Raw genomic sequence first — 25,019 nt, forward strand, 5'->3', positions numbered from 1 at the left:
TCAATGATTTCAATAGCATTTGATATTGAAATCCATGAATGACGAGCGCAACAAGCTCACTTTTCAATAGCCACAAAACTCCACAGAGATTGCAGGGAGCTCAGGCCGGCTCGCCCGCCAGCCGGCGCACCACCTCGGACAGCACCTGGGCCTTCTGGCGGGTGCGCTCATTGGCCATGCCCGTGAAGCCACGCTTGGTGGCCGTGTGGTGCAACGTATGGCCGACTTGCCGGCGGTACAGCGCACGTGCCCGATCGCGCATGGCGCGGGCGCGCTGCAGCTGCAGGCGGCGCTGGGCCGGGCTCAGCCTGACCAGGGCCGTATCGGACTGGGAAAGATCGTAGAGCTCACGCTCATTGGTGGCGAGAAGTTCATGCGCGGAATGGATGGCACGTCCCATGGCTTGCTCCTGTCATCAAATGCAATGAAAAAGCACCTTGAATGCATGCACATCCAAGATGCTTCGGTGAGTACAGAACAGCACTCTAGGACAGATTCCGGCTCCAGCCCCCAATACCGCACCCATGCAAGCGGTATTGGGTGGTGCAGCGAAGCGATGGGCCTTCCGCCAGCCTCTGCAGACGGCGCGCGCCTCTGGCTTACCTGACAGCGGACTCTGCTGCGGCCGCTGCCGGTGCGGTGACCGCTGGCGCGCTGGCCGCCGCCGGGCCGTGCTGCCAACTGACGGGCAGAACAGCATCCAGCCAGTGCATGCGCCAGGCCAGCAGCGCGGCGGCTGCCATCAGAGCCAGCACACACAGGCTGTTGCGCAGGCCGTGACTGTCCGCATAAGGGTCGGCAATATTGCGCTTGGCGTTGACCGGTACCTTAGCCGTCTGCGACAGGCTGCGGCCCAGGCCCAGATTGATATTCATGCGGCCATTGATGGCCCAGCCGCTGGCATCGAGAATCGGTCCCAGGCTGCGCTGACGCAGCTTGAGCCAGGCAATCAGCATGCTGGGACCGGAGATGGCCAGGATAAGGCCCAGTATGGCCACCGGAATCCACGGCCCCAGTTCGATGAACTTGCCGAAGATGCCAACGATCACGGCGCTCAGCGAGCCCAGCGCCACGCCGATGGCAGCCACCGTCCCCACATCGGTTTTGCGCGCTGGAACAGGTGCCTGGGCCAGGTCCTTGGGCGCCGTCACCAGCTTGGTCGCGTTGTCGCTGAGGCTGGTATTGACCACATCGTTCTTGGCTGCGGCATGCTTGGCGACCTGCTCCTCGATCATGCGCAGGAACTTCTTGTAGGGCGAAAAAAAGGCCTGGCCGATGCTGGTCGGGTTGTCGATGAGCTTGACGATGGTGGCATCCCAGTCATTGCCCGCACGGTCGTAGAAGACGCCGTTGCGCCCCACGAACAGAAAGTCCACATCGCCTGCCGTGAAGGCCGCGACGATCGTCTTTTTCTGCCCCTCGCGCTTGCATTCGCAGTAGGCCAGATAGGTTTTGGCCATGGCGGCCAGCGTGGAGTGGGCTGCCGCATCGGCAACCTCCACGGTCAGATCGCAGCTGCGGCCGTCCAGGAACAAGGTACCGGCCTGGAAGGCCGCGCCTTCGCGGCGATAGAAGCGGGAGAAGGAGACAAAGTTGTTGAGCAGCTCCAGCAGATCGCGTTGCAGACGGATCAGCTTTTCCAGAGCCATGGCCTGGACGGCATGCTCTTTTTCGGCATCGTCATGGTCCAGCAGCTGCATCAGCGCGTCCTTCAGGCCGCTGGCCAGCAACTGCTGCACCTCGGCCTCGGCGATCGAGCCCAGCGGCGTTGCCGGGCACTCGGCCAGCCATTGCTGGCAATGGGCCAGCATGGTCTTGAGCTGCTCCCACTGGTCTTCGGTCAGCGCCGTCAACGCTTCGCCGAACACGGGCTGCACGGCCTGCTCGCGCAGGGTCTGCAGGGCTGCCGCCCAGGCGGGGTTGACGCCATGCACCAGCGGCAGGCTGCGCTCGCCGGTGACGGCGGCCAGCGGCAGCGCCGCCAGAGACTCCGAGGCATTGCTGAGCACCTGCGCGCCCAAAGCGGCATAGCCTTCTTCCGTTGGGTTGAGCGGTGCACGTGCATTGGCATCGAACTCCACCAGGCGCGTGCGGGCAAAAAAGTCATCGACTTTGGCCTGCACTGCGTTCACGGCCTCCGCAGCTGCCAACGCCAGTGCACGCGGCTGCAGATTGCAACCCAGCTCTGCCGCCTGGGCAAACCAGGTCTGCAGGGCTTGCACGTCCTCCCAGAAGGCCTCGGCCTTGCTGCGATCGATGCCTGGAACGCCATCGCTGCCGTCCACCGCGCCGTAAAGCTCCTGAATGCGGGCAATCAGACCAGCCAGGGCCTCATCGCCTTCGGCCGTGGCTGCACTGACGACGCCGTCGCCATTGAAACGCAGGGCCTGCAGCGAAGCCATGCGCTCCTGCACCTGGGCCAGCGTGATGGCCTGGACATCGGGCAGGCCCGCGAGCTCCAGCACGCGTCTGGCCTCTGCCAGCAACAGCGCGCCTTCCTCCGTCGCATCGTTGATGCTGTTCAGTTGCAGCACATCGCCGCCATCGGCCAGAACCTGCGGATCACGCACTCTTGCCACGGCCCATTCACAGGCGGCCACCAGCTCCGGGGGGCGAATACGGCCGTCCTTGCTCTCGTCAATCAAATCCAGCGTTGCGCTGTCGAACTCGATACCTCGCGTGGGACAGGCCAGAGCCACCCACAGCTTCTGATCCAGCTCACCAATATGGGCAATGTCCTGGCCCGTTCGAATCACCACCTGGTCCACCTCGCCGGCGCGGAAAAACTGCCACTCGTACTGCTTCTGCATGAAACTACCAACTCCCAGGCAAGGATTGCCCTTGTCAAAGCACATTGCAACCAATGGCTGCCTGCACTATCCGCTATCAAAAGCGAGGAGTTTAAAAGTCATTTGCACCCCATGAATGGTGACATTTGTGAACTCTTGCGCTCCTTGAGGCTGGTTTGCACTCCCGTCCGCTGTCTTATTGCGCCATCTTGGGTGTCTGCTGATCTTTTTCAATAAAGTACTTTTTTAGATACTTTATTTGCTACACTGCCCCGCAAAACCGTGCTTATGACTGCTGCGTCCACCGCCTCCCAATCCCGCGACAAGCTGCACCTGCAGCTGGCCCGACTGTTTCGCAACAAGATAGCGACGGGCGAGTGGACGGTCGGACAAAGCATCCCCACCGTCGAGGAGCTCGAGGCCCTGCACAGCGTCTCGCGCACCACGGTGCGCATGGCCGTACATGCGCTGGTCGATGAAGGCCTGCTGCAGACCCGCAAGCGCGGCGGCACCAAGGTCGTAGGCCAGCCCTACAAGCCCCCATCCTTTTTGCTGCCAACGACCTGGCAGGAGCTGGTGGCCTTTGGTGAGCAGATTCAGCAGACCACGCTGCAGCAAGCGAATGACTGCGTGCCGCCCATTCCGGCCGGCTTCCCTTCCCCTGGCGAACTGGCCTCTGCCTATACCTATTTTTTGCGCGTACACAAGCACGGCGATGCACGCTTTTGCCTGTCCGAGCTGTACCTGGAACAAAACCTCTACCCCAGGCTGCAGGAACAGCTGGAGCGCACCACGCTGGCTCAGGCGCTGGGAAATGATCCAGCGCAGATCGCCACGGCCCGCCAGTACCTGAGCGTAGCCCCGGCCGACGAGCTGATTGCCGAGCATCTGGGCGTGCCGCTGGGCACGCCGTTGATGCAGGCGCTGCGCTGGGCCTGCAATCCACAGGGCTTGATCGTCTACTGGGCCAAGGTACGCTTTATCAGCGAATACGTGCATATCGAAATGGACCTGCTCAAATGACCATCGTCCTGCCCCAAGTCCGGCAGCTCTCCAGGCCCCATAGCGGCCGTGTGGCCTGGATCACCGGCTCCACCAGCGGCATCGGCTGGGCCATTGCCAGGCAACTGGCCGGCGAAGGCGCCGCCATTGCCCTGCATGGCAGCGCCCAGGCGTCTGCCTGCACCGATGCGCAGCTCGCCGAGCTGCACGCACTGGGTGTGGCCGCCCGCTATTACCCACTGGATCTGAGCGACGGCCTGGCCATTGTCCCGCTGGCCCGGCGCATCGCCGCCGAGCTCGGCGCCGTGGACATTCTGGTCAACAACGCGGGCATGCAGCATGTGGAATCCGTGCTCAGCTTTCCGCCAGACCGATGGAACACCATGCTGGCCGTCAACCTGAGCGCACCGTTTCACACCATACAGGCCTGCACGCCGGCCATGCTGGAGCACGGCTGGGGGCGCATCATCAATATGGCATCCGTCAGCGGCCTGGTCGGCGTGGCCCACAAGCCCGCCTATGTGGCCAGCAAGCACGGCCTGCTGGGCCTGACCAAATCCGTGGCGCTGGAGCTGGCCACCACGCCCGTGACCTGCAACGCCATTTGCCCCGGCTGGGTGCTCACGCCGCTGGTGCAGGCCCAGATCGATGCCCTGGCGCAGCGCGAGCAGCTGGACGAGGCGGCAGCCCGCGCCAGGCTGCTGGGCGCCAAGCAGCCCTCGCAGGCTTTTGTGACGGTGGAACAGGTCGCGGCACTGGTCGGCTTTCTGGCCAGCGACAACGCCGCCCAGGTGCGTGGTGCACAGTGGAATATGGATGGAGGCTTTACCGCAGCATGAAAGATCCACAAGCCAGCACAAGCCAGATCCCATAGATCAGTCATAGATCGATGGCTGACAGCGCACAGCAGATCAGCGCTGCAGCCTGTTTTTATTCAAATCGTTTAAGGAGACGAACATGGCATTGAACGAAACCCACGACGCCGGCCTGCAAAGCTGGGTCGCCAGCGCCAACACGGGCAGCAGCGACTTCCCCATCCAGAACCTGCCGTTTGCAGTCTTTCGTCGCAAGAGCAGCAGCGAGGCCTTTCGCGGCGGCGTGGCGATTGGCGACCAGGTGCTGGACATGGCGGCTGTTCGCGATGCCAAGGCACTGGGCGGCGATGTGCAGGCCCAGGTCGACGCAGCGGCGCAAGCTCAGCTCAACAGCTTGATGGCCATGGGCCCGGCGTCTTGGTCGGCCCTGCGCCTGGCCCTGTCGCGCGCCCTGCGTGCCGGCGCTGCCCAGGAAGCCGCCCTCAAGGCCTGCCTCGTGCCCCAGGCCGATGTGGAATACGGCGTACCCGCACAGGTGGGCGACTACACGGACTTCTACACCTCCGTGCACCACGCCACCAATGTGGGCAAGCTTTTCCGCCCCACCAACCCGCTGATGGAAAACTACAAGTGGGTGCCCATCGGCTACCACGGTCGTGCCTCCAGCATCCGCATCTCGGGCGTGGACTTCAAGCGCCCCAACGGCCAGCTCAAGGCTCCCGATGCCGACCCCGTGCTCAAGCCCTGCAACCGCCTCGACTATGAGCTGGAGATGGGCATCTATGCCGGCTCGGCCAATGCCTGGGGCGAGGCCATCGGCATCGAGGACGCCGAAAACCATATCTTCGGTCTGTGCCTGCTCAACGACTGGTCGGCACGCGACGTTCAGGCCTGGGAATACCAGCCACTGGGCCCCTTCCTGTCCAAGAACTTCGCCACCAGCATCTCGCCCTGGATTGTGACGCTGGAAGCACTGGAGCCCTATCGCACGGCCTTTGTCCGCCCGTCCGAGGACCCACAGCCCCTGCCCTACCTCAGCTCCGAAGCCAACTCGCAGCGCGGTGCGCTCGACGTGCAACTCACGGTTGCCATCCAGACCGAGAAGATGCGCGCCGAAGGCAAGGCCGCCGAGCAGATCACCCGGACCAGCTACCGCCACGCCTACTGGACCATGGCCCAGCTGATTGCCCACCACACCGTCAACGGCTGCGATCTGCAACCCGGTGACCTGCTGGGCACAGGCACGCTGTCCGGCCCCACCATGGCCGAAGCCGGCGCCCTGCTGGAAATCACCGAAGGCGGCAAAAAGCCCCTGAGCCTGAGCAACGGCGAAACCCGCACCTTCCTGCTCGACGGAGACGCCGTGGTCTTTGCCGGCTGGTGCGAAAAGCCCGGTGCCGCGCGCATCGGCTTTGGCGAATGCCGTGCCACCGTTCTGCCCGCGCACCAGGCCTGAGCGGGCCTCGGCCATCCCGCAAAAAACCGGCCTGGCGCCGGTTTTTTGTTGGGAATCTGCCTTCGGCCTGCTCGTAACGCCATGACACAATTGCAGCCATGCCTTCCGCTTCGGACACCCCCACCCCTGCGCTCGCCCCTGCTGGCCGAAACCAGCGCCAGGAGCCCGTACTGAACCAGCCTGCGCGCTCGGATGCCAGCCCCTTGCCTGCCTCCATTGCAGGAGCCTTTGCAGCCGCGGCCTATTCCATGCAGCACAGCCTGCAACACGAGGCTGAGCAGAGCACTGCACCCGAAGAGGAGGACAGCGGCCTGCTGCCCCAGCTCTATGCCAGCCGCCTGAGCCCACGTTCACGCGACTTTTACCTGGCCCAGTTCAAGCGCTTCGATGCCCTGGACCGCAGCCTGCCCAGCTGGAATATGGCGGCAGCCTTCCTGACCCTGGCCTGGTGCAGCCTGCACGGTCTATGGCGCGAGGCTGGCAAATACCTCGCAGCCGTCACGGCAACCGCGCTGATCTGGTGGTTTGGCCTGCGCCCGGCTCTGCCCGAGGCCATGGCTCTGGGCCTGGGCATTGCACTTTGGCTGGTGGCTGTGGCCGTGCCCGGCCTGCTGGGCAATGGCTGGTACTGGCGCAAGATCAGGGCCCAGACGCTGCAGGCGATTACGGACGCACCCAATATGGCCGCCGCCCATGCTGCCTTGCAGGCGCAGGTCGGCTCTCCTCGCAACAGAACCGCAGCCATGCTGGTGGTGGCCCTGCCTGTGGCAGCGGCCGCAGGCGCGGGCCTGGCCTTGCTGCCCGCCGATGGCCCGGCACCGACCAAGAGCGCAACGCCTGCAGCCACCGCCGTGGCCAATCGTCCAACTGCCAGCCCGGACCTGGCAAAGCCCGCCCCCGAGGCGACCTCTGCTGCCGCCCAGCCAGAAAACCGCCCGGCAGAGCCAGCGCCTACGACCGCCACCGAGACAGACACACGCGCAGAGCAGGCTGCGCCCGACGCAGCTGCCTCAGTGCCAAGCAAAGCGGCGGTCAAGGCCGAGCTGAGCGAAAAGCCGACAGCCAGGCCCGCGACAGATACAAAGGAACAAGCTGCCCCCTCGACACCCCATGCCGGCTCGGACCTGGTTCCTGGCAAGTTCTATCTGAATCTGGGCGTCTATTCCGAGGCCGGCAATGCCGACAAGGTGCTGGCGCAGCTGCAAAAGTCCAGACTGCCCGCGCTGACGCAGAAGATGGCCAGCAACAAGGGGGAAGTCACCCGAGTACGCAGCGGCCCCTTCGAGAGCCGAAAGCGCGCTGAAAAGGCTGCACGCAAGCTGCAGGCCGCGAATATCGATGCCGGCATCTTTCAAAGTGCAGAAGGAGCCCACAAGCCATAGACTCTGGCGCTGAAAATTCACAGTCAAAATGCGATCATTCCCTTGATGGAATTGCGCATGAAGCTATCAAATTTTCGCATTGCTTTGTTGCACCCGCTTGCACATCAAGGCTTGGTCTGGCATGCGCGAGCACCTGGGGGCGCTATGGTGTGGGGCATGAAGCATCGAACACCCACTCTGCATATTTCCACCCGCCCTTTGCTCGGCATGGCTGCTGCCAGCATGGCTCTGCTGATGGCAGGCTGCGCCAGCAACGGCATGGTCGCAGGCGGCAAGACCGCCCCGCCTGCGCGTCAGCTGCAGGTATGCCACGCGGAGCCGGTACAGATCTACATCGGCCACAACACCGTGGCATCGACGCTGGAAACCATCCGCCAGAAATCCGGCTCGTACCTGCTGCGCGTGCTGCGCGAGGGTCAGCCCGCGACCATGGAATACAACCAGGAGCGCCTGAACGTCATCACCAATGACGCAGGCAAGATCACGGCGCTGCGCTGCGGCTGAGCACCCGCCAGGACTTACAGGAACATTTCCTGCAGGTCGCTCAGAAAGTCAAAGCCGCGTTCGGTGGGCACCACGCGGCCCAGATCGCGGCTGATCAGGCCCTTGGCCTGGGCCTGATCGAGCCCCTTGGCAATGGCCGACATGGGCAGGCCCGTGCGCTCCATGAACTCCTGCAAGGCAAAGCCGCCGCGCAGGCGCAGCGCGTTGAGCATGTATTCGAACGGCAGATCGGCGCGCTTGACCTCATTGTCCTGTGCCAGCGGCGTGCCGGCCAGTGCCATGTCCATATAGCGGGCCGGATCGCGGAAACGCACCTGACGCACGATGCGATGGGCAAAGCTCAGCTTGCTGTGCGCACCGGCGCCAATGCCCAGATAGTCGCCGAACTGCCAGTAGTTGCTGTTGTGAAAGCACTGATGGCCGTCCTTGGCATAGGCCGAGACCTCATAGCGCTGCATGCCCGCGGCCCTGGTGCTGGCCGTGATCAGGTCCAGCATCTCATAGGCCGTATCGTCCTCCGGCACCACGGGCGGATATTTGGCGAAATAAGTGTTGGGCTCGATGGTCAGGTGATAAATCGACAGATGTGGCGGTGCAAACGACAGTGCCGTGTCCACATCGCGCTGCAGATCGACCATGCTCTGGCCGGGCAACGCATACATGAGATCGATATTGAAGGTCTCGAAATTGTCCGCCGCCTCGCGCACCGCAGCCTGGGCCTGCGCCGCATCATGCACACGGCCGACAGCCTGCAGATAGCGGTCGTCAAAGCTCTGCACCCCGATTGACAGGCGGTTCACGCCAGCCGCACGGAAGGCCTTGAAACGGTCCTTCTCGAAGGTGCCAGGGTTGGCTTCCATGGTGATCTCGCAATCGGGCTCCATACGCAGACGCGCGCGCAGACCGGCAATCAGCTTGTCCATGGATTCGGGAGAAAACAGGCTGGGCGTGCCCCCGCCCATGAAGACGCTGTGCACCGTGCGCCCCCAGATCAGCGGCAGCGCAGACTCCAGATCGGCCATCAAAGCATCGATGTAGCGATCCTCGGGCAGCGCATCTCCCTTGGCCCAGGCATGCGAGTTGAAGTCGCAATACGGGCATTTCTTGAGACACCAGGGCAGGTGCACATACAGAGACAGCGGCGGCAGGCTACCCAGCTGCAGCGTACCGGGCCGCATGTAATGCTGAATATCGCGCTGCACCGCCGCTTCGGCGGTCTCTGTTTGATGCTGAATGGGAATCATGGGAAATATGCTTTTCTAGCGCAAACAAAACCGACGCCACTAAAACTAGCACACCCCAACCATGGGACAGCAAGCAAGGGCCCAGGCGGCCCCGCCGCCCCGCAGCAAGGCCGTCGTCCCCATCCCGCGAAGCGAGAGAGGGGGAAGGCGCGGGGCCGCCTAGGCAAAGCGCCTCAGGGGGAACCGCTGGTTATAACCAGCGCTCTTTCACCATCTCGATCATGGTGCGCGAAGAAAGTCCACGATGGCTGTGCGCATGCTTGAGCTCGGGCTCCATCTCGGCAAAGGTCAGGCCCAGCTCGGGAATAAGCAGTACCGGGTCAAAGCCAAAGCCATTGCTGCCACGGCGCTCGGTCGTGAGCAGAGCCTGCACGCGTCCTACGGCAATCAGCGGCTCGGGGTCCTTGGGCGAGCGCACGCCCACCAGGGTGCTGACCATGGCGGCACGGCGGTTGGTCACACCCTGCATCTGCTCGAGCAGCGCGCGCACATTGTTGTCGTCGCTTTTCTCGTAGCCGAACTGAGTGCAATAGTAGGCCGTGTCCACACCGGGCAGACCGCCAAAATGATCCACACACATGCCGGCATCATCGGCAATGGCGGGCAAGCCGGTCTTCTCGGCCGCAAAGCGCGCCTTGGACAGCGCATTCTCTACAAAGGTGCCATAGGGCTCGGGAGCTTCTCCCTCGAACAGCTCGCCCTGACGAATCAGCTCCACGCCCAGCGGGGCAAACATGGCTTGCAACTCGGCGAGCTTTCCGCGGTTGTTGGATGCCAGCACAATTTTCATAATAAAAATCCATGGAAGCGCTTATGGCGCTTACGCAATCAGCTATTGATTCAGTAGTTTCAAGCCAGCGCCTATTGCAGCGTGCAACCGTGTTCAGGTCTTGGCTTTCTGGCGCTGTGCCGAACGGCGTATGGCCTCGTTGATTTCGGCAATCGATCGCTCGATGGCCTCGTCGTCGAGCTCATCCTCGCAGTCTTCGATCGGCCCCACCTGTATCGTGGACTCGAAGCCCTGATCCTCGATTTCCTGTGTGGAAATGGAAGACGGCTCGAAATTATTCGGTGTTTCCCATACCAGTGCCAGCACGGTGACATTGTCGCTGCCGTCCCCGGCTCGCTTGAGCGCCGTATCGACCAGCATGGGCACAAAGTGGGCCACGGCCTTGCCGTTCATGATCTGGAGAATTTCCGGCGTCGGCACCGCCCCCCAGAGGCCATCGGAGCACAGCATCAGCTGATCGCCCTCCTCAAGCCGCCTTGTCTCGCTCACATCGAAGATGGGCTTGGAAGGCGAGCCCAGGCAGGTGAACAGCACATTGCGGTTGGCCGGCGCCAGCGCACCGGAGACCTTGCGCATCTCGCTGTACGAATGATCACGTGTTCGCTCCACGAGCTGCCCGTCGCGCACCCAGTACAGACGCGAGTCGCCGCAGTGTATCCAGGTCACCTTGCCGTCCTGCAGCACGGCCGCCACCAGCGTGGTGCGCGGCGTGTCCATCATGCCCTTGGTGCTGGCATAACGCAGTATCTGGCGATGGGCCTGCAGCAACGCCTCTTCCAGAAACAGGGCAGGCTCTTCCAGCATGGGCTTGGCCTTTTGCTGAAAAAGCGTGGAAACCACCTGCAATGCTATCTGTGCGGCCACTTCGCCGTCCGGATGCCCACCCATGCCGTCCGCCAGCACGAACAATGCCGCCTCTCGCGTGTAGCAGTAGCCCATGCGGTCTTCGTTGAGGGCACGGCCTCCACGGCGGCTGAGCTGGAAGACGGAAAATTTCATGGTTTGCGATTGCTGTCGGTCACCGCTCCACGTTCGGAGCCGCCGAGTTTCTGAAGATTCTTCCTGGCGTCATGCACCATGTTGTCAAACTGCATGCGCATGCGCTCCTGCATGCTGAGCTTGGTATAGCGACGCTCGCCTTCGCGGCTCAGCTCTTTTTGCAGGGCAAACACCGACTGCGGGCGCGAGAGCGGATCCATGGCCATGCACCACTCCACCACCTCGATCAGATTGTCCGAATACACGCCGCGCAGCTTGTTCAAGGCAAGGGCCAGTCGGTCCTTGTCCTGACGCTGCGGAGCTTCATTGGGCGGTATGCCCTGCATGCAGGCATAGATGCAGGCGCCAATGGCGTAAATATCGGTCCAAGGACCCAGCTGGGAATCGCGCCGGTACATCTCAGGGGCAGCAAAGCCCGGCGTGTACATGGGACGAATGAAGTTGCCCTCCTTGGACAGCACTTCGCGCGCGGCGCCGAAATCGATCAACACGGCCTTGTCGTCATTGGTGATGAAGATATTGGCGGGCTTGATGTCCAGATGCAGCATCTTGTGCTGATGCACGATGCGCAGGCCGCGCAGCACCTCGTCAAACAGAGAGCGGATGGTCGACTCCCTGAACACCTTGTCGGCCTTGAGCTCGCGCGCCGTGACGATGAACTCCTGCAGGGTCGCCCCTTCCAGGTAGTTCATCACCATGTAGACGGTTTCGTTTTCGCGAAAGAAATTCAGCACGCTTACCACGGAGGCGTGGGAAATCTGCGCCAGCGAGCGCCCTTCCTCGAAAAAGCTCTTGAGCCCGAGGCGATAGAGGGACAGTTTTTCTGGCGCCACCATGGGCTGCAGTTCGGCAGGCGCCCGAGTGGCAAGCGAAGCCGGCAGGTACTCCTTGATCGCTACCTGCTGGCCATCGGCGTCCAGAGCCAGGTAGACAATCCCGAACCCCCCCGAGGAAATCCTGCGCACCACCCGGTATCCGCCTATTGTGCTGCCCGACGGTAGGGGGGCTGGCTTGGTTTTTGTAGACATTTTTTACCGGTAAACCTCAAGGATGATACGAAACCCGGATAATCGGGAAATTGCAAGCATCCATCAAAAGTCCAATGCCAGTTTACAGCATGACCGGATACGCCAGTGCCCAGCACAGCGCATCCGTTGAGGGTGGTCAAGAGTCCCAGTCCAACAGCCGTCTGGGCCTTGAGATCCGCGCGGTCAATAGCCGCTTTCTGGATTTGTCCTTCCGCCTTCCCGACGAACTGCGCGCCCTTGAACCGGCCCTGCGCACCTTGCTCACCGCGCGCCTCAAGCGCGGCAAGGTGGAAGTACGAGCCGCCATCGACGTCTCCAGCAACCAATCCCTGCCCATTCCCTCAGCCACCCAGCTGCAACGCCTGGTGACCCTGCAGGACTCGGTTCAGGCCTGGCTGCCCAAGGCACGCGACCTTTCCATGGCCGATGTGCTGCGCCTGTGCAGCGGCACCGCCACCGCCACCACGGACTGGAGCGAAATCGCTCCGGCCCTGGCCGAACAGGCCGTCACCGAGCTGCTCGCGGCTCGCGCCCGTGAGGGCGAGCGCCTGGCCGACATGCTGCTCGACCGCATCAAGCAACTGCGCGAACTGGCCAAGACCGCCACGCCGCTGGTGCCGCAGTTGGTGGAGCAGCAGCGCCAGAAGTTCCTGGAGCGCTGGAAGGAGGCCATGGCCCTCGGCGAAGGCTCGGTTGCACCCGAAGCCGCCCAGGACCGCGCCCTGGCCGAAGCCACGGCCTTTGCCATCCGCATCGACGTGGCTGAAGAAGTCACGCGCCTGGGCTCTCACCTCGACGAAATCGAGCGCCTGCTCAAAAAGGGTGGCGACATCGGCAAGCGTCTGGACTTCCTGATCCAGGAATTGCACCGTGAAGCCAACACCCTCGGCTCCAAATCAGCCACGCTGGAGCTGACCCGCATCAGCGTCGACATGAAGGTGCTGATCGAGCAAATGCGCGAACAAGTGCAGAACATCGAGTAAGCAAGCCCTGGGCGTACCTACCCCGTACGCTCGATTCATGCCCAAAGTCATGCCCAAAGTCATGGACCATCCCGGAAATCTATTTGTCGTGTCGGCACCCAGCGGTGCCGGCAAATCCTCTCTGGTACGCGCCCTGCGTGAATTCGACGCACGCGTCTACCCCTCCGTCTCTCACACCACGCGCGCGCCGCGCGGCCAGGAAAAACATGGCCGTGAGTATTACTTCGTCTCGGACGCCGAATTCGACGCAATGGTCGCCAACAACGGCTTTGTGGAATGGGCCAATGTGCACAGCCGCCGCTACGGCACGGCCAAGAGGTCTCTGGAAGAGCGCATCCAGAGCGGCACCGATGTGCTCCTCGAAATCGACTACCAGGGCGCATTGCAGGTCAAACGGGCATTTCCCAATGCCGTGCTGATCTTCATCCTGCCGCCCAGCTGGGACGAGTTGCGGGCCCGCCTGGAAAACCGTGGCGAGGACGCTCCCGAAGTCATCGAGTTGCGCCTGAAGAACGCCGAAGAGGAAATGGCGCAGGTCGCAAAATTCGACTTCGTTATAATCAACGAACTGTTTGAGAGTGCGCTCTTTGATCTCAAGGCGATCATTCACGCGCAACGCCTCAAATATGCGGCCCAGCGGCGCCTTCGCGCCGACACCTTCGAGTCGCTCAATATCCCTGAATCCAACTGACCGTTCCCGGAGTTCCTGATGGCACGCATTACTGTTGAAGATAGCCTGGAGCAGATCCCCAACCGCTTCCAGCTCGTTTTGGCCGCGACTTATCGCGCCCGCATGCTCAATCAAGGCCATACCCCCAAGATTGAAACCAAGAATAAGGCCAGCGTCACAGCCCTGCGTGAAATCGCAGACGGCAAGGTAGGCCTGGAAATGCTGAAGAAGGTGCCGGGTTGAGCTGTTGCATCGCAGCACCAAAATAGACAATTAAGCACCGCTCGTCGGTGCTTTTTTGTGCCTAGCAGCTTGCACTCCATACTTGCAGGCTACATTTAAGGAATATGACAGCGGCCCAGAACTCGACGATTGCTCCTTCCTCTACGGCACCGGCCAAGCCTCAGCGCATGCCCGCTGATCAGGCTGCACGTGTGTCGGCTGCTGCTTTTGAGGGCTTGATGGAGCATCTCGGCTATCTGGATGCCGACAGCGCCGAGCGCGTGCGCCAAGCGTATATCTACGCAGATCAAGCACATACCGATCAGTGGCGCAGCAGTGGAGACCCCTATATCACCCACCCCATCGCGGTCACGGGAATCTGCGCCAACTGGAAGCTCGATGCCCCTGCCCTGATGGCGGCCCTGCTGCATGACTCCATGGAGGATTGCGGCATCACCAAGCTGGACCTGAAGGAACGCTTTGGCGAGGATGTGGCCGAACTGGTGGACGGGCTGACCAAGCTGGACAAGCTGCAGTTCAATACCCGCGAGGAAAACCAGGCCGAGTCCTTTCGCAAGATGCTGCTGGCCATGGCGCGCGATGTGCGCGTCATCCTGATCAAGCTGGCCGACCGCACCCACAATATGCGCACCATGAGCGACATGCCGCGCAGCAAGTGGGGCCGCATCTCGTCCGAAACGCTGGAGATCTACGCCCCCATCGCTCACCGCCTGGGTCTGAACCAGACCTATCGCGAGCTGCAGGACCTGTCGTTCAAGCATCTGCACCCCTGGCGCTATGCCACGCTGGAAAAAGCCATCGGTCGCTCGCGTACACGCCGCCGTGACCTGGTCCATCGCGTGCAGGATGAAGTCAGCACCGCTTTTGCCACGCACAGCCTGTCGGTTCGCCTGCTGGGCCGCGAGAGCACGCTGTATTCGCTGTACCAGCGCATGCAGAAGAACCAGCTGAGCTTTGCCAAGGTCACCGACATCTACGGCTTTCGCATCATCGTCCCCAAGACGCTGGACTGCTACACCGCCCTGGGCGTGCTGCACCAGAAGTACAAGCCCATGCCGGGCCGCTTCAAGGACTACATCGCCATTGCCAAGAGCAATGGCTACCAGTCGCTGCACACCACGCTGGTCGGTCCCTCCAGCGTCAGCATCGAATTCCAGATTAGAACGGAAGAGATGAACATCGTGGCCGAGGCCGGCGTCGCGGCCCACTGGCTGTACAAGGCGCAGCAAGGTCATGACTCCGAGCATCTGTCCACCCAGTGGCTGCAGTCCCTGCTCGACATCCAGAACGAGACCCGCGACGCGGCGGAGTTCTGGGATCACGTCAAGGTCGATCTCTTCCCCGATGCCGTGTACGTGTTCACGCCCAAGAGCGAGATCATGGCCATGCCGCGCGGTGCCACGGTAGTGGACTTTGCCTACGCCATCCACAGCAAGATCGGGCATCGCACCACGGCGGCCAAGATCAATGACGAGGAAGTGCCGCTGCGCACCGAACTCAAGAGCGGCGATGTGGTGCAGATCATCACCTCCGAAACCTCCACGCCCAATCCGGCCTGGCTGAGTTTTGTGAAAACCGGTCGCGCGCGCTCCAAGATTCGCTCCTACCTCAAGAATGCGGCCCAGACCGAAGCCGGTCAGCTCGGAGAAACGCTGCTGGCCCAGGCTCTGCGTGCCGAAGGCATTGACAGCGTACCGTCTCAGGACGATGCCAACAAGAACGTCTGGGACGAAATCTTGCGCATCACGGGCAACCGCACGCCCGCAGACCTCATGGTCGATATCGGCATGGGCCGCCGCATCGCCTCGCTGGTGGCGGCGCGCATGACCGCCTTCATGACCAAGCAGGGGGTGCGCCCGGATGCCCTGCTCATCACGCAGGAGCGCTTCAATACGCACAACCGCCCCTTCCAGGGTGCGGTCACGCTCAACGGCGACGAGAGCAGCTCGGTCTATTACTCGCACTGCTGCCGCCCCGTGCCTGGCGACCCGATTCTGGGTTACCTGGGCGGTCAGGGCCTGGTCGTGCACCACGCCCATTGCAACAATGCCATCAAGCTGCGTGAAAAGGATGCCGACCGTTTCATCACCGTGGACTGGTCCGACGACATCACGCGCCTGTTCGAGGCAGGCATCGTGGTCACCGTGCAAAACAACAAGGGCGTGCTGGCCCGTGTGGCGGCCGAGCTATCGAATGCCGAAGCCGATATCGTGCGCGTCGAGATGACCGATGAAGCCGCGATCGGCACCACCGACCTGCGCTTTGTCATCTCCGTGCAGAACAGCGTTCAGCTGGAGAATGCGCTGCGCAATCTGCGCCGCCTGCACTCGGTCATTCGCGCCAGCCGCGTCATGGCCTGACCTCTTCCATGCTCCACAAGGCCGCCTCGGGCGGCCTTTTTCATGGGCGAAAGATTTTGTTGCATTCTGCGAGAGCTATCCCGCCATGCAACAGTCCCCAGGCCACGGCAGCAAGCGACAATGGCATTCATGCTCCAAACCGCACCTTCGCTTCTGAATGTCCGTCAGCCGTTGCTGATCACCGCCATCGCAGCAGCCCTGCTCGCAGGCTGCGCCACCCGGTCCGAGCCTCCTGCGGCGGCGGTGCCCGAACCGGCACAGCCTGCCAAAACAGAGCAAGGCACTGACGAAGCAGCGATGGAAAGTCCTATACAGGCCAGCAACTTCGCACACTGGAAGCAGGAATTCGCCCCACGCGCACGCGCAGCAGGCATTTCGGAGCGCACACTGCGCAGCGCATTGGCCGGCGCCAGACTCCAGCCCAGCATCGTCAAGCTCGACCGCTCCCAGCCCGAGTTCACGCGCACGCCCTGGCAGTATCTGGACAGCGCCGTCTCCGCACAACGCATCAGGACCGGCAAGCTCAAGATGCAGGAATACGCAGCCAGTCTGCAAGCGGCCAGCCAGCGATATGGCGTGCCGGCGCCCGTGATTGCAGCCATCTGGGGCATGGAGAGCAATTACGGCAGCAACTTCGGCAGCTTCTCGGCCGTGGATGCTCTAGCCACTCTGGCCTTCGACGGCCGCCGTGCCGAATGGGCGCAGAAGGAGCTGATTGCCGCGCTGCGCATCATCGACAACGGCGACATCGACGCCGCCCATATGATCAGCTCGTGGGCCGGTGCCATGGGCAACACCCAGTTTCTGCCCTCGGTCTTCCTGCAATATGCAGTGGATGCCGATGGAGACGGCCGCCGCGACATCTGGGGCTCCATGGCCGATGTGGCCGCTTCCACGGCCAACTATCTTGCAAGCTCGGGCTGGAACCCCGGCGAGCCCTGGGGCGCTGAAGTGCGCCTGCCAGCCAATTTCGATTACGCGCGCACCGAGCTTTCCACGCGCCAGAACAGCAATGCCTGGGCTGCAGAAGGCGTGCAAAGCATGAACGCTCAGGCCTTGCCTGCGATAGCCGGAGCCAGCATCATTGCACCGGCCGGTGCCCGTGGTCCGGCCTTCATGGTGGGCAGCAACTTCCGCGCCATCCTGCGCTACAACAACTCCACCAACTATGCACTGGCCGTGAGCCTGCTCGCATCGCAGCTGGCAGGCAATGGCGGTGTCAGCGCCGAATGGCCGCGCGATCTCAGCGCACTCACACGTGAGCAGACACGGGCGCTGCAGACCGCACTCAGCCAGCGCGGCTTTGCCACCGGAGCGGCCGACGGCGTGATGGGTCCGGCCACCCGGGCCGGGCTGCGCCAATACCAGCAAAGCGAGGGCCTGGTGGCAGACGGCTACCCCACGCTGGAGCTGCTGCAACGCCTGCAGGCTGGCAACCCATCTCAAAAACAATAGCTTTTAGCGCTTGTTGATCAACGATTTCAATACCAAAATTATCTGAAATCATTGAACATCAAGCGAGTGAAGCTCACAAAATAAAAGCGCGGCTTCCACACGGAAGCCGCGCTTTTTTGTTGCCCCTGAAATCAGGATCGAGTTGTGGGCTGAGGATAGCTGACGTCCAGAATCTCCAGCATGCGCACACCGGCCGGCGTGGGCAAGGCCACCTCGTCGCCCACGCGCGCCTTGAGCAGCGCACGCGAAACCGGGGCAATCCAGCTGACCTGATTCTGCGCGCTGTCCGCCTCGTCAATGCCCATGATGGTGATGGTGCGCTCCACGCCCTCGTCATCGACATAGCTGACCGTGGCGCCAAAGAAGACCTGGTCGCTGCCCGCATGCACGGCAGGGTCGACCACCTCGGCAATCTCCAGTCTCTTGGTGAGAAAGCGGATGCGGCGGTCGATCTCGCGCAGACGCTTTTTGCCGTAGAGATAGTCGCCGTTCTCGGAACGGTCGCCGTTGCTGGCCGCCCAGTGCACGATCTCCACGATCTTGGGGCGCTCGTTGTCGATCAGATCCAGCAGCTCGTCCTTGATGCGCTGGTAGCCCTGGGGCGTGATGTAGTTCTTGCCGCCGACGGGCAGTGGCGGCAGAGCGCCGACGTCGTCATCGTCGTCGCCATCCGATTCTTTGGTGAAAGCCTTGCTCATGAGGCCGATCTTCACACAGATCCGGGCCTGATCAGAGCATGGCTCGTCAAAGCCCGGAAACGAAAAAACCTCAGAACCTTGCAGTTCTGAGGCTTGTCGTTTGGTGCGGCTGGCAGGAATCGAACCCACGACCCCTTGGTTCGTAGCCAAGTACTCTATCCAGCTGAGCTACAGCCGCTAAGCCTCGAATTATATACAGATTTTGGAGCCGCTCGGTGAAAACCCGGATTTTTCTTCAAAGACATCCAGCACCGGCAGTCCTGCCGCCACAGGCAAGGCAGAAACGAAAAAGCCTCAGAACTTTTCAGTTCTGAGGCTTGTCGTTTGGTGCGGCTGGCAGGAATCGAACCCACGACCCCTTGGTTCGTAGCCAAGTACTCTATCCAGCTGAGCTACAGCCGCTAAGCCTCAAATTATATACAGTTTTTGGAGCCTGCAGAAAAGGTCTCCAGGAATTTCAGATCCCGCGCGCTGCTTCAGGCTTGCGACCACATGAAAAGCCTGATTCCAAGCACATGCATATGCGCTAATCTTGAGCGTTGAAACCGGTCCGCCAGCAAGCTGCTGGCGGCCTCTGCAATGCCGCGTTCATGGACCCCAAAGAGCCAGGCCCCCGCGCGTCAGGGCAGCCGGTCGCTCCAGGCCGCCGCACGCTGCGGCAGTGCATTCAGAACCATCAATGACGACAGACAGACAACAGGCCTCGCCTTCGATTCCTCCATCCGTGGCCATGTGGGAGCAGCTGTTTCGCCGCAGCGCCAGGCCCTCTCTAAGCCTTCAGGGTCAGATTCGCGAAATGCTGGTCGATGCCATCCTCAGCGGCATTCTCGCGCCCGGCGACGCTATCCCCTCGAGCCGGGAACTGGCCAAGCTGCTCGGCGTGGGTCGCATCACCGTGGTCATGGCCTACCAGCAGCTGACCGAAGAGGCCTTCTTGCTGAGCCGCGAGAGAAAAGGCCATTTCATACACCCCGATGTGCTGCAGGGCCGCACGGCCGAGCGCACGCCGGGCAGCGGCAGGAGCACGGACGCCGAGGCGCACACGGACTGGTCGCGCCGCCTGTGGCTGCGCCCCAGCCTGCAGCGCAGCATCGTGAAGGAAGACGACTGGCAGCGGTTCCCCTATCCGTTTCTCTACGGCCAGTTCGACAAGGAGCTGTTTCCCACGGCCGCCTGGCGCGAATGCTGCCTCAAGTCCCTGGGCGTGGTGGACATCCGCATGTGGGCGCCCGATCACATCACCCGCGACGACGACAGCCTCATCCAGCAGGTGCAGACCAAGATCCTGCCGCGCCGCGGCGTCTGGGCGTCACCCGACGAAATCATCATCACGGTCGGCGCCCAGCATGCGCTGTACATGGTGGCCGATTTGCTGATGCGCGAGGGCACCTCCATCGGCATCGAAAACCCCTGCTACCCCGATGCGCGCAATATCTTCAGCAGCCGCACCTCGCAGGTCATCCCCATTGGCGTGGATGGCGATGGACTGCCTATCGTCAATGCCATGCGCAAGCTCGAGTACCTCTACGTCACGCCCAGCCATCAGTGCCCCACGGGCGTCACCATGCCGCTGGAGCGGCGCGAAGCCTTGCTCGAGGCCGCACAGAAGCACGACCTCATCATCATCGAGGACGACTACGAAAGCGAAAGCAGCTTCGACGAACAGCCCATCCCGGCACTCAAAAGCCTGGACCGCAACAACCGCGTGATCTATATCGGCAGCCTCTCCAAGAGCCTGGCACCCGGCCTTCGCGTGGGCTATATCGTGGCTCCGCCCGAGCTGATCAAGGAGCTGCGCGCGCTGCGCCGTCTGATGATCCGCCATCCTTCCACCTTCATCCAGCGCACATTGGCCATGTTCATCTCGCTGGGCCACTACGAGGCCCAGCTGCGCCGCCTCGGCCAGGCCCAGAAAGAGCGTCATGCCGAGCTGACGGCAGCCATGGCTCGCTACCTGCCCCAATGCCGCATCACGCCGGTACGCGGCGGCGGCTCGTGCTGGGTGCAACTGCCCGACCATGTGCCCGCGCAGGCACTGGCACGCCAGGCCGCCGAGCATGGAGTGCTGATCGAGCCCGGCGATGTGTTCTTCACCTCCCCTCGCAACACGGGCAACTTCATACGCCTGGGCTATCAGTCCATTCCCGCGGGACAAATCGCCCACGGCATCAAGGCCCTGGCAGAAGCCATGCACTGCATGTAAAGGCGCAAAACAAAAAGCCCCGGACTCAGGGTCCGGGGCTTTTTTGTCGTTCTCATCAATTCTTGCGCAGCTTGGGTGGAGCCAGCTCGTCGAGCAGCCCCTCGGGACTGATTCCGCGCCGCAACGTCTGACGCACGCGATAGGCAATCAGCAAGATGCACAGGCTGGCCACACCCAGGGCCAGCGGAGTGCGCTGTTCGGGAATGAAGCCCATGGCCACCACGATGGACAGCATGCCCGCAATCGCCAGCCAAGTCAGATAAGGAAAGAACCACATGCGCACCTTGAGCAGATGCGGAGCCTCGTTCTCCAATCGATAGCGCAGGCGCAGCTGGGATATCGCAATCAGGATGTAGACGAAGATGGCCACGGTGCCATAGGAGTTCACGAGAAAGGCGAACACCTTGTCGGGAGACAGATAGGACATGACGATGGCACCGTAGCCGAACAAGGTGGCCACCAGAATCGCGTACACGGGCACGCCGTTGCGGCTGACCTGGGCCAGCACCTTGGGTGCATCGCCGCGTCGCGTCAGCGCAAACAGCATGCGCGAAGAGGCATAAAGCCCGGAGTTGAGCGCCGACAGCACGGCGGTCAGCACCACGGCATTCATGATCTGGGCAGCGGCCGGCACGCCCATGGCATCGAGAGCACTGACATAGGGCGTGGACATGCCGGTGGAGTTCCATGGCACCAGGCATGCCACCAGCAGCACCGATCCCACATAGAACACCAGCACGCGCAGGATGACCGAATTCGTGGCCTTGGCCACGGCCTTCTGGGGCTCGGCGGTTTCGGCGGCCGCAATCGTCACGATCTCCGCGCCGAAATAGAAGCCGGTTGCAGCCACGGCGCCCGTGAGCACCGGAACAATGCCGTTGGGCATGAAGCCGCCGTTCTGGCTCAGATTGGCGACATGCATTCCGCTGCCGCCTGGTGTCAGGCCCAGCACATAGACGCCGGCGATGAACAGAAACACCACGATGGCGGCCACCTTCACGGATGCCAGCCAGAACTCGCACTCGCCAAAGGATTTGACCGAGACCAGATTGGTCAGCGTCATCATGATCAGCAGGACCAGGCTGATGCTCCAGGCCGGCACGTCGGGCAGCCAGTAGCGCACCAGCTCGGCCCCCGCCACCGCTTCGATCGCCACGACGATGACCCAGAAATACCAGTACATCCAGCCCGTGAGAAATCCCGCCAGCTGGCCCACGGCGGGCCGGTCGCGCCAGGCTTCCCGGGCGTACTCGTAAAACGAGCCTCCCGTCATGGAGCAGGCCATCTCGCCCAGCATGCGCATGACCAGCACCACCAGCAGGCCGGTGATCAGAAAAGAGATGACGGCCGCCGGCCCGGCCGACTTGATGACCACGCCACTGCCGACGAAGAGCCCGGCACCGATGACGCCGCCCAGGGCAATCATGGTCATGTGCCGCTGCTTGAGACTGTGCGACAGCCCGTCCGGCGACGAATGCGGATTTCCAATCATTTTTGTCTCCTGTCTTGCCGGCCTGGAAATGCCGGTCGCCACGGCTTTATGTATCTGGCTGTGCCTTGCTGCCCATGCAGGCCGTTGCCGTGGTCGTTCAGTTATCTGCTTGAAAATTGTTGCGCGAAGCCATGCGTGCAGCGCCCCTTGCCGCGAGACAAGAATGCGCGCACGCAAACCAGGCTCGTGTCAGGAAATCGCCACAGGCGGGCGATCCTTGCGGTAGGCGTTCTTGACGGCGATCTTGCCGTCGCGGAAGGTGAACACATCGACCATGCGTGCCTCTACACGCAGGCCGTCGGCCTTGGTGCCCTTGAAGGTGCTCTCCGAAACACCGCGCGTGCCTTGCACAAAATGCTCTCCATCCACCCAGGCCGCATCGGGGAATGCCTGCCAGGCCAGCTGAAAGCCCTCACGCACGGCTTCACGCCCCACGAAGCTGCGTCCCATCAGATCAGGGCCGGCAACGGCATGAAACTCGCACTCGTCGGCCATGAAGTCCATCAATGCGTCAATGTCATGGCGATTCCACGCGTCGGAGAAACGCGCCAGAAACTGGACATCGGGTTGGGATTCTTGCTTGCTCATATGCTCTCCAGATTGCTGTCATGTCATGGGGGGCGACCATTGCAAAAGCGCCCCCCTTTCTATCGAAAAATGCCTGAAATTCCGATGGCTCATGGTAGGTAGCACTGGCTCTATTTCGTAGGGCCAGTTGCCGGCAATCGTTAAGTCCAAGGCCTTGCCGCGCAAGACAGTGATCCCTCGCGAGATGACGGCGGCGCGCACCGAAAGATGCCTTGAGAAAGTCCGCTTCTCCTCTGAGCGCGACGCTCTGCCCCGGCTCTTGCGGATGCAGACCGAAGCCCGCCGGCAAATGCCTCTTCTGCCGCTTCATTTAGGTGAAAACGATAGGAGAACATCAACACGCTCAATGCGGTCATCGCCGCCACAGGCGCAGGGGCAGTTCACGGCCACGCCCGCTGTCTGCACAGGTGGCAGTGGACTCCAATGCATCCCCCTGAGGTTGCGGCTGACACAGCCTGTGTCATGCCGATCTGAAGCAGGCCGGCGCGCAGCCCCGCCCGGCGAGCGCGACTCGGTGGGTCGCCCGGTTTGCAGGAGACTCGCTGCCGCCCGTCTGCGGCAATCCCGAGATTCGGATGGCCAGGCTTGCGCGCTGGCTCCATCAAAACCTGTGCCGTGGCCCTAACCAGCTGCACAAGGGGCTGGCTATGCTGCTCTGGACATCGCAAGCAGTGCATCTGCATTGACTTTGCGTCCATCAATTCCATAGCAATAGAGCGCCGCTTCAAACGCAGCCACACCAGGAGACGACCGCCATGAAAGCCGAGGACATCCGCCCCAGCCATCTGAATCCATACGACCCGCAGTACGACCCCCTGGTGGCAAGAAACCCCGGACATGGCGCCGGCTACGCTCCGACCTACTGGGTAGGAACGGCAGGCCGCCCCCCCGAGGACGATGGTCCGGTCTGCGGCGACATGGAAGCCGATGTGGTCATCGTGGGCTCGGGCTTCACGGGCCTGTCCACTGCGCTGTTTCTGGCCCGCGAACACGGCATTCGCGCCGTGGTTCTCGAGGCCAACCAGAGCGCCTGGGGCTGCACCAGCCGCAACGGCGGCCAGGGCCAGAATGCCAGCGGCCGCCTCTATCGCTCGCAGTGGATAGAGCGCTGGGGCAAGGACACAGCCCTGAAGCTGGATGCGGAGATCCGCGAAGGATTCGACACGTTCAAGAAACTGGTTGCGGAGTTTCCAGAATGCGAGCCGCAACCGGGAGGGCATTTGTATATTGCCCACCGCGACAGAAAAATGGATTTTCTGCGCAACGAGACCCGCGTCATGCGCGAAGTCTTCGGCTACGACGCCCGCATACTCAGCGTCGATGCGGTGCGCCGCGACTATGTCGATGACGCCGACTGCCGTGGCGCAATGCATGAGCCCGACGGCATTGGCGTGCATCCGCTCAAGCTGGCATTCGGCTATCTGCGCAAGGCCCGCGAGCTGGGAGTGAAGGTGCATCCCGCCAGTCCCGTGCTGGGCATGGAGACACGCAACGGCGTGCATTACCTCCAGACACCGGGCGGCACGGTCAAGGCACGCGCCGTCGGCTTTGCCACCGGCGGCTATACCAGCAACGGCCTTCACCGCAGTCTGCGCTCCAAGATCATGCCGATTCTCTCGAACTCGCTGGTCACCAGACCCTTGACGGAAGAAGAGCTGGCCGCCACCAATTTCAAGACCACGCAAGTCATCACCGACACGCGCACGCTGCGCTTTTACTACCGCAAGCTGCCCGACAACCGCGTGCAGATCGGCAGCCGCAGCGCCGTCACCGGCGCCGATGCGCCCAATCCGGTCCATATGGCCAAGCTGGTCGAGGGCCTGCACCACAAGTTCCCGGCCCTCAAGGGAATCCAGGTGGACTACTCCTGGTGGGGCTGGGTCGATGTGAGCCACGACATGATGCCGCGTATCACCCAGCCCGATCCAAGGGAAAGCGTCTTCTATGCGGTCGGCTATGGCGGCAACGGCGTGTCGTTCTCTGCGCATGCGGGCCGGCGCATGGCCCAGCGCATCGTAGGCCAGAACCTCAAGGCCTTCGAGTTGCCAATCTACAACTCATCGCTCGAATATCCGAATGTGTTCAATATGGTGCGCTCGGAGGCATTTGCACCATTTCGCCGCATGGGGCAGCGCTTTCTCTACCACTGGTATCACATGAACGACGAGAAGAACTGACCCTGCCAGCAGCCGTTCGGGCTTCACGCAACGAAGAGCACCTTCCGCCAGGAAGGTGCTTTTTTTCATGCTATCTACGGATGCGGTGCGGCGCACATCCCGGCGCCCCGGCCACAGGAAAAACCGCCTCTCTGGCACGCA

General features: G+C 62.3%; 21 protein-coding genes and 2 tRNA genes. 12 read left to right on the top strand and 11 right to left on the bottom strand.

The genetic code is table 11. The annotated features are described in order from the left end of the window. Nucleotides 1-100: 100 nt before the first annotated feature. Together ACWGXF_RS16670 and ACWGXF_RS16675 are read right to left on the bottom strand one after the other, a co-directional pair. On the bottom strand, nt 101-400 hold the full coding sequence (locus ACWGXF_RS16670; protein WP_003062668.1) for a hypothetical protein: 300 nt from the start codon (nt 398-400) through the stop codon (nt 101-103). A gap of 199 nt (nt 401-599) precedes the next feature. Beyond that, nucleotides 600-2,810 carry a hypothetical protein gene (locus ACWGXF_RS16675; protein ID WP_452102137.1) on the bottom strand — a complete coding sequence of 737 codons (2,211 nt, stop codon included), beginning with the start codon at nt 2,808-2,810 and terminating at the stop codon, nt 600-602. A 267-nt stretch (nt 2,811-3,077) separates the two neighbouring features. Between ACWGXF_RS16675 and ACWGXF_RS16680 the strand changes: the two genes are divergently transcribed. The 5 genes from ACWGXF_RS16680 (at nt 3,078) to ACWGXF_RS16700 (ending at nt 7,948) form a co-directional block, all read left to right on the top strand. Continuing rightward, entirely contained in the window at nt 3,078-3,812 is a 735-nt protein-coding gene (locus tag ACWGXF_RS16680; RefSeq protein WP_003062672.1) for a GntR family transcriptional regulator, read from the top strand. Then, on the top strand, nt 3,809-4,630 hold the full coding sequence (locus tag ACWGXF_RS16685; protein ID WP_452102138.1) for a 3-hydroxybutyrate dehydrogenase: 822 nt from the start codon (nt 3,809-3,811) through the stop codon (nt 4,628-4,630). The genes ACWGXF_RS16680 and ACWGXF_RS16685 overlap by 4 nt, the downstream gene beginning before the upstream one ends. A 118-nt stretch (nt 4,631-4,748) precedes the next feature. Beyond that, nucleotides 4,749-6,062, top strand: a complete 1,314-nt coding sequence (gene fahA, locus ACWGXF_RS16690; protein WP_003062676.1) for a fumarylacetoacetase — start codon at nt 4,749-4,751, stop codon at nt 6,060-6,062. A 98-nt stretch (nt 6,063-6,160) separates the two neighbouring features. Then, nucleotides 6,161-7,444: an SPOR domain-containing protein gene (locus ACWGXF_RS16695; RefSeq protein ID WP_452102139.1), complete on the top strand. Its 1,284-nt coding sequence runs from the start codon at nt 6,161-6,163 to the stop codon at nt 7,442-7,444. A gap of 156 nt (nt 7,445-7,600) precedes the next feature. Next, nucleotides 7,601-7,948 carry an I78 family peptidase inhibitor gene (locus ACWGXF_RS16700; RefSeq protein WP_224648727.1) on the top strand — a complete coding sequence of 116 codons (348 nt, stop codon included), beginning with the start codon at nt 7,601-7,603 and terminating at the stop codon, nt 7,946-7,948. A gap of 14 nt (nt 7,949-7,962) precedes the next feature. Here the strand turns inward: ACWGXF_RS16700 and hemW are convergent, their stop codons facing one another. From hemW to ACWGXF_RS16720, 4 genes are all read right to left on the bottom strand, one after another. Then, entirely contained in the window at nt 7,963-9,192 is a 1,230-nt protein-coding gene (gene hemW, locus ACWGXF_RS16705; protein WP_012839580.1) for a radical SAM family heme chaperone HemW, read from the bottom strand. A gap of 190 nt (nt 9,193-9,382) precedes the next feature. After that, on the bottom strand, nt 9,383-9,982 hold the full coding sequence (locus ACWGXF_RS16710) for a non-canonical purine NTP pyrophosphatase (RefSeq protein ID WP_039049721.1): 600 nt from the start codon (nt 9,980-9,982) through the stop codon (nt 9,383-9,385). A 93-nt stretch (nt 9,983-10,075) separates the two neighbouring features. After that, nucleotides 10,076-10,981, bottom strand: a complete 906-nt coding sequence (locus ACWGXF_RS16715) for a PP2C family protein-serine/threonine phosphatase (RefSeq protein ID WP_012839581.1) — start codon at nt 10,979-10,981, stop codon at nt 10,076-10,078. Beyond that, the gene (locus tag ACWGXF_RS16720) at nt 10,978-12,009 is read right to left on the bottom strand and encodes a serine/threonine protein kinase (RefSeq protein ID WP_034358139.1); all 1,032 of its coding nucleotides are present in this window, start codon (nt 12,007-12,009) and stop codon (nt 10,978-10,980) included. The genes ACWGXF_RS16715 and ACWGXF_RS16720 overlap by 4 nt, the downstream gene beginning before the upstream one ends. 89 nt (nt 12,010-12,098) lie before the next feature. On the opposite strand from ACWGXF_RS16720, the gene ACWGXF_RS16725 reads away from it, so the two are divergent. The 5 genes from ACWGXF_RS16725 (at nt 12,099) to ACWGXF_RS16745 (ending at nt 17,720) form a co-directional block, all read left to right on the top strand. Further along, nucleotides 12,099-12,992, top strand: a complete 894-nt coding sequence (locus ACWGXF_RS16725) for a YicC/YloC family endoribonuclease (RefSeq protein ID WP_087866216.1) — start codon at nt 12,099-12,101, stop codon at nt 12,990-12,992. A gap of 61 nt (nt 12,993-13,053) precedes the next feature. After that, nucleotides 13,054-13,683, top strand: a complete 630-nt coding sequence (gene gmk, locus ACWGXF_RS16730; RefSeq protein WP_003062692.1) for a guanylate kinase — start codon at nt 13,054-13,056, stop codon at nt 13,681-13,683. A gap of 18 nt (nt 13,684-13,701) precedes the next feature. Continuing rightward, nucleotides 13,702-13,905, top strand: a complete 204-nt coding sequence (rpoZ, locus tag ACWGXF_RS16735; protein ID WP_003052081.1) for a DNA-directed RNA polymerase subunit omega — start codon at nt 13,702-13,704, stop codon at nt 13,903-13,905. Between the two features lie 104 nt (nt 13,906-14,009). Beyond that, nucleotides 14,010-16,265 carry a RelA/SpoT family protein gene (locus ACWGXF_RS16740; RefSeq protein WP_034377764.1) on the top strand — a complete coding sequence of 752 codons (2,256 nt, stop codon included), beginning with the start codon at nt 14,010-14,012 and terminating at the stop codon, nt 16,263-16,265. 120 nt (nt 16,266-16,385) lie between these two features. Beyond that, a complete protein-coding gene (locus ACWGXF_RS16745) occupies nt 16,386-17,720 on the top strand; it encodes a lytic murein transglycosylase (RefSeq protein ID WP_452102140.1) in 1,335 nt (444 codons plus the stop codon). 131 nt (nt 17,721-17,851) lie between these two features. On the opposite strand, the gene greB is transcribed toward ACWGXF_RS16745, so the two are convergent. From greB to ACWGXF_RS16760, 3 genes are all read right to left on the bottom strand, one after another. Continuing rightward, nucleotides 17,852-18,418: a transcription elongation factor GreB gene (gene greB, locus ACWGXF_RS16750; protein ID WP_041744644.1), complete on the bottom strand. Its 567-nt coding sequence runs from the start codon at nt 18,416-18,418 to the stop codon at nt 17,852-17,854. Nucleotides 18,419-18,519: 101 nt separating this feature from the next. After that, nucleotides 18,520-18,596 (bottom strand) — tRNA-Arg (locus ACWGXF_RS16755). Nucleotides 18,597-18,743: 147 nt separating this feature from the next. Continuing rightward, nucleotides 18,744-18,820: transfer RNA gene (locus ACWGXF_RS16760), tRNA-Arg, on the bottom strand. A gap of 277 nt (nt 18,821-19,097) precedes the next feature. On the opposite strand from ACWGXF_RS16760, the gene pdxR reads away from it, so the two are divergent. Next, complete coding sequence (pdxR, locus tag ACWGXF_RS16765; RefSeq protein ID WP_012839586.1) at nt 19,098-20,621, top strand: MocR-like pyridoxine biosynthesis transcription factor PdxR; 1,524 nt, start codon at nt 19,098-19,100, stop codon at nt 20,619-20,621. 55 nt (nt 20,622-20,676) lie between these two features. Here pdxR and ACWGXF_RS16770 read toward each other — a convergent pair whose 3' ends face one another. Both ACWGXF_RS16770 and ACWGXF_RS16775 read right to left on the bottom strand, forming a co-directional pair. Next, on the bottom strand, nt 20,677-22,113 hold the full coding sequence (locus ACWGXF_RS16770; RefSeq protein ID WP_452102141.1) for an amino acid permease: 1,437 nt from the start codon (nt 22,111-22,113) through the stop codon (nt 20,677-20,679). Between the two features lie 189 nt (nt 22,114-22,302). After that, nucleotides 22,303-22,701, bottom strand: coding sequence for a nuclear transport factor 2 family protein (locus ACWGXF_RS16775; RefSeq protein ID WP_012839588.1), 399 nt, complete (start codon nt 22,699-22,701; stop codon nt 22,303-22,305). A 755-nt stretch (nt 22,702-23,456) separates the two neighbouring features. Here ACWGXF_RS16775 and ACWGXF_RS16780 point away from each other — a divergent pair. After that, a complete protein-coding gene (locus tag ACWGXF_RS16780; RefSeq protein WP_452102142.1) occupies nt 23,457-24,878 on the top strand; it encodes an NAD(P)/FAD-dependent oxidoreductase in 1,422 nt (473 codons plus the stop codon). The last annotated feature ends 141 nt before the right edge of the window (nt 24,879-25,019 follow it).

It is taken from the genome of Comamonas sp. HJ-2, from assembly GCF_053615495.1.

Coding starts and splice junctions, on each gene's coding strand:
- ACWGXF_RS16685 (WP_452102138.1), top strand. CDS start 3,809: ATGACCATCGTCCTGCCCCAAGTCCGGCAGCTCTCCAGGCCCCATAGC.
- rpoZ (WP_003052081.1), top strand. CDS start 13,702: ATGGCACGCATTACTGTTGAAGATAGCCTGGAGCAGATCCCCAACCGC.
- gmk (WP_003062692.1), top strand. CDS start 13,054: ATGGACCATCCCGGAAATCTATTTGTCGTGTCGGCACCCAGCGGTGCC.
- ACWGXF_RS16710 (WP_039049721.1), bottom strand. CDS start 9,982: ATGAAAATTGTGCTGGCATCCAACAACCGCGGAAAGCTCGCCGAGTTG.
- greB (WP_041744644.1), bottom strand. CDS start 18,418: ATGAGCAAGGCTTTCACCAAAGAATCGGATGGCGACGACGATGACGAC.
- ACWGXF_RS16680 (WP_003062672.1), top strand. CDS start 3,078: ATGACTGCTGCGTCCACCGCCTCCCAATCCCGCGACAAGCTGCACCTG.
- ACWGXF_RS16770 (WP_452102141.1), bottom strand. CDS start 22,113: ATGATTGGAAATCCGCATTCGTCGCCGGACGGGCTGTCGCACAGTCTC.
- ACWGXF_RS16715 (WP_012839581.1), bottom strand. CDS start 10,981: ATGAAATTTTCCGTCTTCCAGCTCAGCCGCCGTGGAGGCCGTGCCCTC.
- ACWGXF_RS16695 (WP_452102139.1), top strand. CDS start 6,161: ATGCCTTCCGCTTCGGACACCCCCACCCCTGCGCTCGCCCCTGCTGGC.
- ACWGXF_RS16745 (WP_452102140.1), top strand. CDS start 16,386: ATGGCATTCATGCTCCAAACCGCACCTTCGCTTCTGAATGTCCGTCAG.
- ACWGXF_RS16775 (WP_012839588.1), bottom strand. CDS start 22,701: ATGAGCAAGCAAGAATCCCAACCCGATGTCCAGTTTCTGGCGCGTTTC.
- fahA (WP_003062676.1), top strand. CDS start 4,749: ATGGCATTGAACGAAACCCACGACGCCGGCCTGCAAAGCTGGGTCGCC.
- ACWGXF_RS16780 (WP_452102142.1), top strand. CDS start 23,457: ATGAAAGCCGAGGACATCCGCCCCAGCCATCTGAATCCATACGACCCG.
- ACWGXF_RS16670 (WP_003062668.1), bottom strand. CDS start 400: ATGGGACGTGCCATCCATTCCGCGCATGAACTTCTCGCCACCAATGAG.
- ACWGXF_RS16740 (WP_034377764.1), top strand. CDS start 14,010: ATGACAGCGGCCCAGAACTCGACGATTGCTCCTTCCTCTACGGCACCG.
- hemW (WP_012839580.1), bottom strand. CDS start 9,192: ATGATTCCCATTCAGCATCAAACAGAGACCGCCGAAGCGGCGGTGCAG.
- ACWGXF_RS16700 (WP_224648727.1), top strand. CDS start 7,601: ATGAAGCATCGAACACCCACTCTGCATATTTCCACCCGCCCTTTGCTC.
- ACWGXF_RS16725 (WP_087866216.1), top strand. CDS start 12,099: ATGACCGGATACGCCAGTGCCCAGCACAGCGCATCCGTTGAGGGTGGT.
- ACWGXF_RS16675 (WP_452102137.1), bottom strand. CDS start 2,810: ATGCAGAAGCAGTACGAGTGGCAGTTTTTCCGCGCCGGCGAGGTGGAC.
- pdxR (WP_012839586.1), top strand. CDS start 19,098: ATGACGACAGACAGACAACAGGCCTCGCCTTCGATTCCTCCATCCGTG.
- ACWGXF_RS16720 (WP_034358139.1), bottom strand. CDS start 12,009: ATGTCTACAAAAACCAAGCCAGCCCCCCTACCGTCGGGCAGCACAATA.